12 protein-coding genes and 1 pseudogene are annotated in these 13,468 nt (G+C 54.7%); 2 read left to right on the top strand and 11 right to left on the bottom strand.

Features of this window, described 5'->3' with window-relative positions:
• Positions 1-282: 282 nt before the first annotated feature.
• Positions 283-570: a hypothetical protein gene (locus tag NH344_RS16915; protein ID WP_244891599.1), complete on the bottom strand. Its 288-nt coding sequence runs from the start codon at positions 568-570 to the stop codon at positions 283-285.
• A 35-nt stretch (positions 571-605) separates the two neighbouring features.
• On the opposite strand from NH344_RS16915, the pseudogene NH344_RS16910 reads away from it, so the two are divergent.
• Positions 606-1,841 (top strand): annotated as a pseudogene (locus NH344_RS16910) (IS1182 family transposase); the annotation flags it as partial.
• A gap of 331 nt (positions 1,842-2,172) precedes the next feature.
• On the opposite strand, the gene NH344_RS16905 reads toward NH344_RS16910, so the two are convergent.
• The 8 genes from NH344_RS16905 to NH344_RS16870 form a co-directional block, all read right to left on the bottom strand.
• Positions 2,173-3,441 carry an amidase gene (locus tag NH344_RS16905; RefSeq protein ID WP_074211352.1) on the bottom strand — a complete coding sequence of 423 codons (1,269 nt, stop codon included), beginning with the start codon at positions 3,439-3,441 and terminating at the stop codon, positions 2,173-2,175.
• 55 nt (positions 3,442-3,496) lie between these two features.
• Entirely contained in the window at positions 3,497-4,897 is a 1,401-nt protein-coding gene (locus NH344_RS16900) for an amidase (protein ID WP_253028184.1), read from the bottom strand.
• Between the two features lie 16 nt (positions 4,898-4,913).
• Entirely contained in the window at positions 4,914-5,384 is a 471-nt protein-coding gene (locus NH344_RS16895; RefSeq protein WP_074211350.1) for a RidA family protein, read from the bottom strand.
• A 15-nt stretch (positions 5,385-5,399) separates the two neighbouring features.
• On the bottom strand, positions 5,400-6,650 hold the full coding sequence (locus NH344_RS16890) for a M20 family metallo-hydrolase (RefSeq protein WP_074211349.1): 1,251 nt from the start codon (positions 6,648-6,650) through the stop codon (positions 5,400-5,402).
• Positions 6,651-6,659: 9 nt separating this feature from the next.
• Positions 6,660-7,937, bottom strand: a complete 1,278-nt coding sequence (locus NH344_RS16885; protein WP_074211348.1) for a TRAP transporter large permease — start codon at positions 7,935-7,937, stop codon at positions 6,660-6,662.
• A 37-nt stretch (positions 7,938-7,974) separates the two neighbouring features.
• Positions 7,975-8,496, bottom strand: coding sequence for a TRAP transporter small permease (locus NH344_RS16880; RefSeq protein ID WP_074211347.1), 522 nt, complete (start codon positions 8,494-8,496; stop codon positions 7,975-7,977).
• A 3-nt stretch (positions 8,497-8,499) separates the two neighbouring features.
• Positions 8,500-9,501 carry a TRAP transporter substrate-binding protein gene (locus NH344_RS16875; protein WP_074211346.1) on the bottom strand — a complete coding sequence of 334 codons (1,002 nt, stop codon included), beginning with the start codon at positions 9,499-9,501 and terminating at the stop codon, positions 8,500-8,502.
• Between the two features lie 76 nt (positions 9,502-9,577).
• Positions 9,578-10,570, bottom strand: coding sequence for an asparaginase (locus NH344_RS16870; protein ID WP_074211345.1), 993 nt, complete (start codon positions 10,568-10,570; stop codon positions 9,578-9,580).
• 260 nt (positions 10,571-10,830) lie between these two features.
• Between NH344_RS16870 and NH344_RS16865 the strand changes: the two genes are divergently transcribed.
• Positions 10,831-11,562, top strand: a complete 732-nt coding sequence (locus NH344_RS16865) for a FadR/GntR family transcriptional regulator (RefSeq protein ID WP_253028183.1) — start codon at positions 10,831-10,833, stop codon at positions 11,560-11,562.
• A 922-nt stretch (positions 11,563-12,484) separates the two neighbouring features.
• Here NH344_RS16865 and NH344_RS16860 read toward each other — a convergent pair.
• Positions 12,485-12,754 carry a hypothetical protein gene (locus NH344_RS16860; protein ID WP_054641827.1) on the bottom strand — a complete coding sequence of 90 codons (270 nt, stop codon included), beginning with the start codon at positions 12,752-12,754 and terminating at the stop codon, positions 12,485-12,487.
• Positions 12,744-13,468: IS66 family transposase (locus NH344_RS16855; protein WP_253028182.1), on the bottom strand; the 725-nt coding region annotated here is incomplete at its 5' end. The genes NH344_RS16860 and NH344_RS16855, both read right to left, overlap by 11 nt.

Genomic DNA, 13,468 nt, shown 5'->3' with positions numbered 1-13,468 from the left:
ACGGCTTGGAGAGTAGAATTGCTCATGGCGTATCCGTCCTATGTTGGTTGTGATCTGGCGAGATCAATCAACAGGATACGCCACCCTCTCTACTGCCCTCCATACACAAGAACTGAGCTTAACTCCTCTACGCCCATAGTATTTTCTACCCATGAAATAACGCAAAGTGTCGCTGCGCTCAGGCATGGACACGCCAAAATTAGCGCTCTCTATTAAAATTTTGAATTCAGCGCGCCTCACAAAATTTCGCAACCCTGGCTGGTAATGTACCTGGATCTTTAGCTAAAAGATTTGCACGCTGCGCCACAAATTAATGGTTCTTTGCTCGATAGAGGTGTTAGGCAAATCATGCCATAGAGCGGCTGGGTGTATATCTATACACACCTCTACAGAAATATTAGGATGGCCTGCCAGCCAACGATAGACATCCATGGCGCTGCGTCCTACGCATACAGGAAATAGAAGAGCATCATCTGGAAAAGAAATGCCGAGTTCCAGTAACAATGCATTGACCTCATGATCACAAGCTAGGTGCCATCGCCGATAGTCGGCAACCAGCGGTGCATTCAAATGACCTGCCACGCAGTGCCAAATGAGATGTGCCTGTAAAAATCTATCTTTACGGTTACCTCAATCGCGTGCAATCCAGCCGACGGTTGGAACGTGAGGCGCAGCGTAATGTTGAACTCATGTGGCTAACGGAGCGCCTCGCGCCGGACTTCAAAACGATTGCCGATTTCCGCAAGCACAATGGCAAAGCGATCCAAGCCACCTGTCGAGACTTTGTCGTTATATGCCGGCGTCTAGGGCTTTTTTCACAGTCGGTCATGGCAATCGATGGCAGTAAATTTAAGGCAGTTAACAATCGAGACCGCAACTTTACCTTGGCCAAAATGAAACGCCGCGCAGAAGAAATAGATAAGAGTATTGAGCGCTATTTACGCCAACTCGACGCAATGGATCAAGGCTCCACCGTTGTCACAGAAGCGCAGACGACAGTATTGAAGGAAAAGATCGCCTCCCTCACAGAAGAAGTTCAGCAACTGCAATCCATTGAAACTCAAAGGACCGAGGCCTCTGATCAGCAAATCTCGTTGACGGACTCAGATGCTCGCTCCATGACGACGCGAGGAACGGGAATCGTGGGCTACAACGTTCAGACGGCTGTCGATAGCCAGCATCATCTGATTGTTGCCCATGAAGTCACTAATGTCGGCAGTGACCGGCGTCAGCTTTATCGGATGGCCAAGCAAGCACGCGATGCTAGCGGCGTCAGTGATCTCCACGTTGTAGCTGATCGCGGTTATTTTACAGGTAATGAAATTCTTGCGTGTCATGAGGCCGGTATTACGACGTATCTCCCTAAACCCAAAACCTCGCCGAATCAGGCCAAAGGCATGTTTCCCAGGGAAGCGTTCCAATACGTGAAGGAGCGTAACGAATATCGCTGTCCTGCAAGGGAGCGCCTGATTTGGCGCTTCAAGAACGTCGAAAAAGGCCAGACGCTACATTGCTATTGGAGTTCGGCCTGTCCGAGTTGCTTAATGAAGTCGCAGTGCACCACGGGTATCTATCGGCGCATCAGACGCTGGGAACACGAAGAGGTACTGGAGGCGGTAACATCACGTCTGGATCAGACGCCGGATATAATGCGCACCCGTCGTCAAACGGTTGAACATCCCTTTGGCACGTTGAAAGCGTGGATGGGTGCGACACACTTTTTAACCAAAGGGCTTAAGAACGTCGGAACGGAAATGAGTCTTCATGTGCTTGCCTACAACATGAAACGCGTCATGAATATCCTCGGTTCCAAGGGTTTTATCCAGGCGATGCGAGCATAGGGTAGCTGATCCTGGTCGACCAAGCATATAGAAGCCGTTAACGCTCTTTAGCAGGTGTTTCTTAGACATTATCTCGAACAGCTTGAGATGCAGAAATAGTAAATGAAGGCATTCTGAAGCGCACTGCTGGCCGCTAGTCGTGCTAATACGACTGAACACTGTCACCGTTAACTGATTTTTAGGTTTTCACACAGCCTCGGCCAAAAGCAGTCAATTAGGTTCATCTGATATAATAACGCATTTTTAGATGAAACCTTATACAAACACTCAAATTGACCGCTCAGTCAATCCCCACAAACCCCAAATATATGACCAGAGTAGCTTTTAACCCTTACATCACTGTCGCCAAGAGCGTTTTCGCGATCGATAACAGACGCTGATCCTGCCAGCGGTCGGCGATTAACTGCACGCCAACCGGCAACCCCGCTTGTCCCGTGTGCAGCGGTAAGTTGAGACACGGCACCCCGAGCAGCGTCCAGGCTCGACAATAGATTGGGTCGCCGGTAGCATGCAGCCCTTCTGGCGCTACACCTGGGGCACTCGCCGCCAGGATTACGTCGGCCTTATCCGCAAACACCCTAGACAGCGCCTGTCTACACTGCTCGGCTGCCAGTAAGGATGCACGATAGTCAATATAGGATGTCGCTGTTCCTTGCTCGATCAACTCAACCAGCTTAACTCCCATCTCTTCGCCATGATGGTGAAATTCACTGGCCAACGTCTGCGCCGCTTCATAAGCTAAAACAACCTTGTGATGCTCAATCAGCTCATCGTAACGAGCATCTAAGGGCAGTGTGAAAACGCTGGCACCGGCCTGCTCCAGTTGTTTTACGGTAAGGGACAGGGCCCGTACGACATCGTAATCAAGCGGCCCCTCACCCGGCAAGTTGCGGAGCCCGACGCGGATGCCCCTAAGATCAGGCAGTGCCTTGATGGGGTCAGAACGTGTCAAGGCCGTGAAAGCAGTACAAATATCGTCCATATGTCGAGCAAACCAGCCCAGCGTATCCATCGAGGGAGCAAAGGCCTTGATCCCCGAAAAGGACACCGTGTTGAGAGTAGGCTTGAAGCCGAATACACCGCAGTAACTCGCTGGCCGAATAATGCTTCCGGCCGTCTGTGTCCCCAAGGCAAGGGGCACCATGCCGGCCGCCACTGCAGCGGCCGAGCCACTGGAGGAGCCTCCCGGTGTACGGGAGATATCCAAGGGATTTCTCGTTTTGCCAGGTGTGAAGTAAGCAAACTCCGTGGATACGGTCTTGCCGAGCGGCAGAGCCCCCTGGTGCCTAAGCAAGGTGACCACAGCCGCATCCATGACGGCGCCCGGCGAGACGAGATAGCCCTCCGTTCCCCATGTGGTTGGCATCTCTGCAGTATCGATGATGTCTTTGATGCCTACCGGTACGCCGCGCAATAACTGTCCAGGGCCCGACATGACCTCAGCCGACGTCGACGGCATAAGACATTCCCAGGCTCGGATATCCGTATCGCGCGCCTGAATCTCTGCTTGGCAAGTATGCCACCAGCTAAGCTCATCACATTCACCTCGGGCAACCCGGGCCTGGAAGCTGTCAATCGTATCCTCGCCGCGCTCGATCATGCATGTTCTCTCTATTCAATGGGGAGTTAGCGGGCCAAACCGTATCTCTACGAGCTCACTGGAGCGGAGGGGTACCGAGAATGGCCCGGCCATTACCCAACCGATCCTCGATAGCCTGACCAATGGCCAACAGCCGCGCGTCCTGCCAGGGACCAGCTAGTACCTGCAAACCCACTGGCATACCGGCAGCATCCTTCCCCACCGGCAATGTCAGCCCACAAAGCCCCATGAAGTTCCCCACTACTGTATTGCGCAGGGCCTGCATGTTTGCCCGGGGATAGGCTCCGTCCGGATCGAGACTCTCCAGGGTCGGTGGCGTCAGCGTAACGGTTGGGGTCAACAAGGCGTCGACGCGCTTCAAGCAATCCGCAGCGCTTGCAGACAGTGACCTAAGCACATCACAGCGCCGGACATACTCCCAGCCGGGGATGTCGTCTGCCGCCTTGACCCGCGCCGCCACGTTGGGGTCTAGGCTCTCGATAGCCTCCGGTAGCTGAGTCTTGAGGAAAGCAGCCAATTCGACCGCTGCTAGCCCGCCCTGCTGGAACAACGTGAACACCTCATCCGTGCGAGGCAAATCTAGGGTCACGATCCGGGCCCCCGCCGCTTCCAGCTGACGAATGGCAGCCTGAACAGACTCGGCGATCCCAGGGCTGCAGTCCTCCCAGAAATAGGCCTCTGGTACACCGAAGGTCAGATCAGCAAGTTCGGGGGACGCGGGTACACTACTGGGCCGTGTCGTCAGGGAACCATCCAACGCATCGAAGGCAAAGGCCAAATCGTCAACACAGTTGGCTAGCAGACCCGGCGTATCTAATGTGGCGGACAGCGGTACGATCTGGGATGTCGACCAGCGACCGACCGTTGTCTTGAGTCCCGCCACACCAGTCATTGAGGCTGGGACACGAACCGAGCCTGCCGTGTCCGTACCCAACGCCAGACTGGCCGTCCCGCCAATCAGCGATACTCCTGCACCGGCACTGGACCCGCCTGGAGTTCGGTGGTGTACCTGATCCCAGGGATTGCGAGGTGCTCCCCAATGGGCATTCGTGCCAAGACCACCGAATGCAAACTCTACGGTGTGGGTCTTGCCCATCACGCTTGGTAGTTGGCTCAAGAGCGCTGAAATCACAGGGCCAGGCGATTCCCAGTGCCGTGGCAGTCGTCGGGCGGAACCGGCATAAGTCGGAAGCCCCGGTACCGCATAGATGTCCTTGATCGACACTAGGACGCCCATCAGGGGCCCGGTGTCGCCGCCACTAGCAAGTACGGCATCAGTGGCTCGGGCCGTCTCTCTAGCGGACTCACCGTTCCATGTCAGATAGGCATGATCCTGCTGGCCGCGGGCTCGATAGGCATCCAGCGAGGCCTCAACTAGGGCGGTGGCCGTGAGCTTGCCGCTACGAAGCCCAGCGTGCTGCTCGCGCAGTGGACGGTTCAGAGGTGAATCGGTCATGGTGTGCCTCCTTGGATTAGTCGCGAACCTCGAAGATCGATTCGACTTCGACGGCAGCATTTCCGGGCAGCGTGGCGACACCGATCGCCGTGCGAGCGTGCTTCCCGTTATTTCCAAATAGAGCGATGAAGAGTTCCGAAGCCCCGTTGATCACTAGCGGGACATCATGGAAGTCGGGCGCAACATTGACGAATCCGTTCATGCGCACACAGCGCACGATCCGGCTCATGTCCCCATCAACTGCCTCACTGAGCGAGGCCAGCAGATTGAGCGCGCAAGCCTGAGCGGCCAGCTTTCCGCTCTCCAGATCGAACTCTGCTCCCACCTTTCCTGGATAGAGGACCTCTCCGTCTCGCTCGCATATCTGGCCAGCCAGAAACAACTGATTGCCCATTCGAGACCAGGGCAGGAAGGTGCCACGAGGACGCGGGATGGCTGGGAGGATTAGACCTTGGGCGGCCACAGCCGCTTCTACGGTCTGGGTCATAAGAAGCATTCCTTATTAAAGTAGTTGTGCGGCAGCATGGGCCAGGGCACGCACAGCAACCTCGGCATCCTGACGCTCGATATGCTCATCGGGATGATGACTGATACCCGCTCGACAGGGTGTAAATAGCATGGCTGTCGGGCAGACATGTGCCAGATGGATGGCATCATGGAAAGCGCCGGAGACAAATTCGGGAGCCTCAGCACATACACTGCCGGCGCTTTCGCGAAGCAGGGCCAAAAGATGGTCGGGAAAAGCCACTGGTGCCACCCGGGAGGTCACCTTGAGCTTGACCTCACAGCCACTCCAATGCCGCTCGGCCAAGGCATGGAACTCATCATCGAGCGCATCCAATACCTGTTGATCGGGATGACGCAAATCGATGCTGAAAGTGGCACGTTGGGCGATGGTGTTGACGGCATCGGGCCATACAGCAAACTTGCCGATAGTGAAGCGCAGGTCATCATCCTGTTCCCGTGTCGCCACCTTAAGTGCAGACACCAGCTCATGGGCACCATCGAAGGCATCACGACGGGCATGTTGCGGCGTGGTACCGGCATGATTGGCCACACCCTCGACATCGATGCGATACCAGTTGACCCCTTGAATCCCGCTGACGACCCCCACGGGTTTACCCAGCTGTTCCAGCACCGGCCCTTGCTCGATGTGAAGTTCGATGAAAGCGTGGGGGACAAAGGGGGCCGGGCGATACATGAGTCCGTTGTCCTCCAGCAGGGTCAGGCACGCCTGAAGAGCCTCACCGAATCGCACGCCCTCACTATCCACGGCCGCAACGATATCCTCATATGTACGCTGTCCGGCAAACCATGATGACCCCGAAGCGCCTGGGGCAAAGCGCGCCCCCTCCTCGTTCGTCCAGGACACGATCTCAATCGGACGCCGGTGCTCAATACCCTGATCCTGCAAGGTCCTGAGCACGGCCAAGCCCGCCAACACACCAAGCGCTCCGTCATGCGCGCCGGCCAGCGGCTGACTGTCCATGTGGCTTCCGATCAACAGCGGCGCCAGGGAGTCATCCTGACCTTCGCGACGTAGAAACAGATTGCCCAGAGCATCGAAGCTCACCTGGCAGCCCAACGCCCAACCCTGCTTGGCAAGCCACAGGCGAGCATGGTTATCCTGGTCATCAAGCGCCAAGCGTCGAATACCTTTGGGCTCAAGCGCCCCGATGGTTGACAGTGCCAAGATGTCATCCCAGAGGTGTTCGCCGTCCAGCGTGTCATATAACTGCGCTATCTCGGTCATGTGGTCACCTTAGCGGTAGATCAACTCTGGTAGGTAGGTACTGAACCAAGGTACGTAAGTAATGATTACCAAGGACAACAACATCAAGCCGATCAACGGCAGACACGCCTTAAATACCTCGGGTAATGTCATCCGCGAGATGGCCATCGCCACGAAGAGATTGAGGCCAACCGGCGGCGTTATCATACCAACCGAGAAATTGATCAGCGTGATCACGCCGAAGTGGGTGGAGTCGACCCCCACCTGTGCGGCGATAGGTTGCAATAATGGCGACAACACGATGATCGCCGAAGCACTATCGAGGAAGAAACCAGCAACAATCATGACGACGTTGAACAGTGCCATGACTTGGATGGGATCGTCCGTCCATGAGAGCACCTCACCCGCTAGCTGTGTCGGTGCCCCGGTAATCGCCAGCAACCAAGAGAAGGCCGATGCCCCCGCGGTGATCAGCAATAAAGACGCCGACATCAGCCCCGCACTACTCAGGGTCGACAGCAGATTCTTCAGGTCAATCTTCCGATAGACCACCATTCCGACGAACAAACCGTACATGCAGGCTACGGCCGCAGACTCTGTAGGTGTGAAGACACCACTGTAAATCCCGCCGAGCAGTATGAACGGTAATCCCAGCCCCCAAGCCGCCGCCTTTAAAGCAGACCCGATCTCACGCAGTGACGGGAAGGTACTGCGACCGTAGCCCTTAAAAGAGGCGTAAACGATGCAATACGCAATGAGGAGAGAAGCAATCAGGATAGCGGGCAATAGTCCAGCAGCGAAGAGGCGCCCCACCGATGTCCCGGTGACCGATCCATAGATGATCAAAGCAATGCTCGGCGGTACAATAGGCCCTAGCGTTCCCGCCGTGGCGATTACCCCAATGGCAAAGCGCTTGTCGTATCCCGCTGCCACTAATGCCGGAAACATGATACTCCCGATGGCCACCACCGTGGCCGGACTCGATCCTGAGATAGATCCGAAGAAAAGACAGGACAGAACAGTCGCCGCCGCCAACCCTCCTGGCACCCAGCCGACTAAGGCCTTTGCGAGATCGATTAGGCGCTCTGACAGGCCGCCAATACGCATTAATTCTGCGGCTAAGATGAAAAAAGGAATCGCCATTAGCGAAAAGTTATTCATCCCCGAGAACATGCGCATCGGCACAATCACGGGATCGGTATTGCCAAAGAATTGGATGGCGAGTATTACCGAAAAGGCTAGTGCCGCGAAGATGGGCAGCCCCAGCAGCAATACAGCAAAGAAAATGGGCAACAATGCCGTAATCATAAGCTTTCCTCAGGTAGTCGCGATGGGGAGTAAACCATCACACTAGCTTGTCTTTTTCGGCAGCGAGCTCTTCGGCCATCGTGACAGGTGGCTTGTGCCAGACTTCGTGGATGACCCAGCAATAGCGGATAATCAGCAGTACACCTGACAAGCCGATAGGAAAGTACACCCAGGCCATAGGCATGCGCATCGCGGGGGACAACATCCCACGATCAAGTGTGCTGAAGAAAAGTCGGAACCCCAGGTAGGCCAGGGCAATGGCGAATGCGATGCCCAGAACGGCCGTGAGGATGTGAAGCCATCGATTCACGGCAGGTGGCGCAAAGGCATTCAGCACGTCTACCGAAATGTGGACACCATGACGGACCCCCATGCTGGCACCAACGAAGCTCATGCAGACGATGGAATAGATTACGACTTCTTCTGCCCAGGAGAGTGAACTGTTGAAGCCGTAGCGGTAGACGACTTGGAACGTGGTGATGATGGTCGCAATTGACATGAAAGCGACCATCGCCACCTTTTCCAAGCGATCAATGAGTTTATTGAGCGCTTCGAACATAGATTAGTACTCGATGCCCACGACGTCGTAGACTTTATGCAGAAGATCCTTTGTCACGATCTCCTCGTACTCTTCATGCACCGGCATGCTCGCCTCAATGAAGTCTTCCCGGGCTTCGTCAGTGATCTCGTTGATCGCAATCTCGCTTTCAATTTCTTGAAGAATTCGCTCCTCATCTTGAAGTGTGAGCTCTCGCGACGCCTCACGGCCATTATCGAAAGCCTCAATCATCACCTCCTTCAGATCATCAGGGAGCGAGTTCCAAGAGTCGCTATTCATAACTGCCGCATAGGCGTGATAGGCGTGGTTAGTGAGAGACAAGTAATCCTGAACCTCGTAGAAGCGCATGGTGTAGATGTTAGCCAGCGGGTTTTCCTGCCCCTCGACGACACCTTGCTGCAGCCCGTTGTACACCTCGGTGAAGGCCATGGCAGTCGCATTGGCACCTAAGTTTTCATAGGTCGAGATGATGATCGGCGCCTGCATTGTCCGCATGCGAATCTCATCCAAATCTTCCGGGGTTTCGATCGGTCGAACATTGTTGGTGATATGTCGGAAACCAGCTCCCCAGAAGTTCACGCCGTACATGTTATCGTCATCGAGGGTATCTAGGATCTCACGCCCCACGTCACCATCAAGCACCTCGACCATGGTGTCGTAGTCCGGCAACAGGAACGGTAGGTCCAGGATCTGCATACGCGGCTCAAAATTACCTAGGGTAGCTGTGGGCGGGATGCCGATATCGACCAGCCCCATCTGGATCTGCTCGATGATTTCGACATCGCCACCAACCTGCGCGGCTGGAAGAACCTCAATACTGATACGGCCATCCGACTTTTCTTCGACCTCCTCCTTGAAGCGCAGCGCCGCCTGCCCGTTAGGGGTGTCCTCGATCAGTACATGGGCGAAGGTGAAATTAAAGTCCGCCGCCTGCGCCTGGCTAATCCCGAATGACACCGCTGCGATCGCAGCCACCAGTGATACCTTAGTCAACTTATTGTTCATTGGTTGCACCTATCTTTCGTTGTGGAGCCAAGCGCTGGCTTGGCATTTAGTGCCCCGTCTACTTGTCTCGACAGGGTCATGACATCGCTTGTTCGAATCGAAAGGCAATGCCCTCCGCGCTATCGGTCGAGAGTAAGACGGCTAGGGTCAACCGTGCCTTGCGGGCACTCAGATCACGCACAGATACAACACCATGGGCCTGGAGACTGGCCAGGCTACCCTGGAACTCGTAACTCGTGTTGACCGGCCCTTCTTGGCAGCCTGATACCACAGCAACCGGAATCCCCCCACGGGTCGCCTCGGTGATGGAATCGATCCACATCGGCGGCACATGCCCCCTGCCAAGACCTTCCACTACTAGCCCCTGTGCGCCGCTGGCCACAGCAGCCTCGATGAGCCGAGGACTGGCATCTAGATAGCTGGGAATGATGTCGATACGTGGCAGACTATCACCAAGGGGAAGTGGCGCTGCGCGTCGTGGAACCTGAGCCAGGTGAACCCGCTGGCCATCGACATACCCCAGCGCACCAGAGCCCGGCGCGCCGAAGCCATTAACCTTGTAGGTATTTAGCTTTCGGACACTTCGTGCGGCGTACAGTGATTCGTTAAAAACGACCGAGACACCAATACCTCTTACACAAGGCTCTGCCGCAACGGTGATGGCATTGGCGAGGTTTCGAAAAGCGTCGGTACCCTCCTCATGTGGGGCACGTTGCGAGCCGGTCATGACTAGGGCACAAGACTGAAGCGACAAGGTGATATCTAGGAAGTGAGCCGTCTCTTCGAGTGTGTCTGTACCATGCGTAATAACGATACCGATCACGTCCGGATCCTGTTCCAAAGCCTGGCAATGGCGGCTGAACTGGATCAGGTCATCCAAGCTGATGGCATTGCTGGGCTTTTGGAGTACCGAGCGAACCTCGACGTGAAAGTCTCGTCTTGCCGACAAAGGCACACGATCCAGCAGCGACTCGCCTGACATGGCTCCAGATACATTGAGGCCATTTTTGCTGGGTGTACTTGCGATTGTGCCACCAGTAGTTAACACAATGACGCGCTGTTTCGTCATGGATACCCCGATTTAGTCTTCACGCCATAAAAGCGTTAACACAGGCCATCTAGAGTACTTTGCTTTAGCCTGTATACTGCTTAGAGATAGGACATCAGATGTCTGCTGTCTTAGGTCATGCTAGACTTAGATTACGCATAGATGCAAGTGTCGAATGCCAAACACCTCAATTTCGAAGGTGATGGCATGCAACAAACGACCGGGCTCAGCACGCCAGCGACCCATGCTCTATTTTGCCAACGACAGCAAGAGACCCAGGCATGAAACCCCTTTCAAACCCGGCCGAAACGGCAGAACGAGCGGAACACTTCGGTGGTTCTATCCAACGCAGCTCAATAGCATTTCAGATACTGGAACGTATCAAATCCGCCCTCATACGCGGCGACCTTAAGCCTGGAGACTATCTACCGTCCGAAACCGAATTAACACAGAGCCTGGGCATCGGTAAGTCGAGCGTGCGCGAGGCCATCAAAATGCTTCAGGCAATCGGTATCGTAGAGGTACGCCGTGGCCAGGGCACGATCATACGACGCGAACCCGGCGAGCCACTGGTCGATCCCATGGCCTTCGGCATGATTCTGGCTCGGGGCATGACCCGTGATGTGCTCGAATTCCGGAAGATGTTTGAACCCGCCTACACGCTACAAGCGATGGCTAACGCTACCGAAGAGGACCATCGGCGAATTCAAAAGGCAATTGACGATATGGAAGCAGCTATTGCCAACGCCGAACAGACATCCCATCACGATGTCAGCTTTCATCGAGCCATCCTGCATGCCACCCATAATCCAATGACGATTCGAGTCGGTAAGACGCTGCTGGAGCTGATTGAGGCTGCCCTTGAGACATCGATGCAGAATTTACCGAAAACAGCTCTCAACGATCACAAGGCGATTTATGCCGCCTTTCAGGCAGGGGATGTCGACATGTTGAAACTTGCGATTGAACAAAGTTCTAAAAGCTGGGAAACCGATCTTACGTATCGGGAATGAATACTCGGAGGGCTGATGCATATTCCAAAGTAACCATGACCACGCCCTAGTTACTGGTTGAATTGCATCGGAGATGCCTACATGTCAAATTTGCAGCCACCTCGTTTGGTGCTCCAACTCTGGTCATTCACGGCAAAAAGCGGTCTTTAGTGTCATAACGGCCGCAATATGCGGTTGGAGTGGAGGCGCAAAGCGCCGTAATGAAGATTCGGCCGCAGATTGCTGTGGCGTACATAATTACATTGTTCTGCGATTTCTCCCTTCCAGATGGTTTAACCAGCAATTTCTTTGACATAGGTAGATTACCTTGCTATTGCTAATTCTGGTCTCATTGGCCAATGGTTAAATTAAGCCAACAAAAGGAACAAGACTATGGCTGTAAGACATTCCCCCCCGAGCGGTGAGAGCATCGTCCACCAAGGGCAGAAAGGTGGAAAAACTGGTTGCGGAATTAACACCACTGAACACCCATCTCACTGGACCAACACCCATAGCGCTATCACTTGCAACAAAAACGGTTGTAAGAACTAATTGCAAACTCTTGGGCTGTATTCACAGCCCTTACTCAAGCTGCATAACGCCTGAGCTCACCTGCGTTTGAGGCGACGCCGGTTATTGCGGGAGAAAAAATCGACGCCGGGTCAGAAGTCAGGTGCAGCGATTTGTTAGCTTTCATGCCGCAATCCAAACGAAAATGTGCCCATTTTCCACCAGCCTGATTCCAAATAGTCATTATGATAGCCCACTATCCGCATATCAGGCGTGAATTGAGACGCGAATGATGATGAGGTAAATAGAATGCGTCCTGGTTCGCAGAGCCAAATCCAATTGTCGATCCTGTCCACATCGCTTCATGGAAGAGCTCATTCCGAGCTTTATACAGCTTATCCACGGTAAGCGTTCATTCCACGACGTAGTTGACCTACTTCACGTCACGCAGAGGCCTTAATAACTCCGGCGAGACCTTGTACTGTTTGGGGCCGTCCTCGGCCAGAACAATCACACTCTTGCGGTTGATCTTGGTGACGATCCCCAGCACCGGGCCTTCCCGGCCCTCGAAGGTTACTTTCAGGCCCACCCGCAACTGACTCAGTGCCTGCAGATTTTCCTGATCCCTCAGTTCGTCGATGCGCCGGCAGACGTATTGATTCAATTCCAGCAACTGGTCGATGCTCATGTCCTCAATGCGCATGAACGGTGGCCTCCGGCTGTTTGCTCTGTCGATCAGGGTGGCGTGGGTCGATCAGCGCCCGCAACGGGTTCTCGGCGAACCGAGTTTTCCAGAGACGAGGCGTCAGGTCGCTGACGTCACTGGCCGGATGCTGGCTGATGCGTTGCAGCACGTCCACCAGGTAGGTGTAGGGGGTAATATCGTGCAGCTTGCAGGTGCTGATCAGGCTCTGGATGATGCCCAAGTGTTCCGCGCCTAGTTCGGTCCAGCAGAACATCCAGTTTTTCTTGCCCATGGGGATGGGCCGTAGGGCCCGTTCCAGGTGATTGGTATCGGGTTGTACGTCCGGATCTTCCAGGAACACCGTCAGGCTCGTTTCCCGGCCGAGCACGTAATTCAGGGCTTTGGTTAACGGTTCACTGGGTAACAGGCCGCCTTGCCCCAACTGATCCCGGCACCATTGGAAGAAGCCGCTGACGACCGGCTTCGCATGGTCCAGCCGGTATTGGCGCTTCTTCTCGCCGGTGAGCTCCTTTTCCTTAATGGTATCTTCAATCTGGTACAGCTTCGCGATCTGTTGCAGGGCTTCGGTGGCCTTCTCAGGATGATCCTTTTGGGCCTCAACGAAGCAACGGCGACTATGCACCCAGCATTGAGCATGAGTAATGCCTTTCTGGGCCGCGGCATAGCGGGCATATGCGGCATAACCATCGCTGATCAGAGTGCCACTGAATT

The sequence above is a fragment of the Halomonas sp. Ps84H-12 genome (assembly GCF_024124725.1).
Classification (GTDB): Bacteria; Pseudomonadota; Gammaproteobacteria; order Pseudomonadales; family Halomonadaceae; genus Vreelandella; species Vreelandella aquamarina.
Note: the sequence above shows the minus strand (reverse complement) of the source record. Positions and strands in the feature narration are given on the sequence as shown.

Excerpts from the sequence above, each read along its gene's own strand:
- NH344_RS16890 (WP_074211349.1), bottom strand. The coding sequence starts at position 6,650 with ATGACCGAGATAGCGCAGTTATATGACACGCTGGACGGCGAACACCTC.
- NH344_RS16880 (WP_074211347.1), bottom strand. The coding sequence starts at position 8,496 with ATGTTCGAAGCGCTCAATAAACTCATTGATCGCTTGGAAAAGGTGGCG.
- NH344_RS16865 (WP_253028183.1), top strand. The coding sequence starts at position 10,831 with ATGAAACCCCTTTCAAACCCGGCCGAAACGGCAGAACGAGCGGAACAC.
- NH344_RS16860 (WP_054641827.1), bottom strand. The coding sequence starts at position 12,754 with ATGCGCATTGAGGACATGAGCATCGACCAGTTGCTGGAATTGAATCAA.
- NH344_RS16905 (WP_074211352.1), bottom strand. The coding sequence starts at position 3,441 with ATGATCGAGCGCGGCGAGGATACGATTGACAGCTTCCAGGCCCGGGTT.
- NH344_RS16870 (WP_074211345.1), bottom strand. The coding sequence starts at position 10,570 with ATGACGAAACAGCGCGTCATTGTGTTAACTACTGGTGGCACAATCGCA.
- NH344_RS16885 (WP_074211348.1), bottom strand. The coding sequence starts at position 7,937 with ATGATTACGGCATTGTTGCCCATTTTCTTTGCTGTATTGCTGCTGGGG.
- NH344_RS16900 (WP_253028184.1), bottom strand. The coding sequence starts at position 4,897 with ATGACCGATTCACCTCTGAACCGTCCACTGCGCGAGCAGCACGCTGGG.
- NH344_RS16895 (WP_074211350.1), bottom strand. The coding sequence starts at position 5,384 with ATGACCCAGACCGTAGAAGCGGCTGTGGCCGCCCAAGGTCTAATCCTC.
- NH344_RS16875 (WP_074211346.1), bottom strand. The coding sequence starts at position 9,501 with ATGAACAATAAGTTGACTAAGGTATCACTGGTGGCTGCGATCGCAGCG.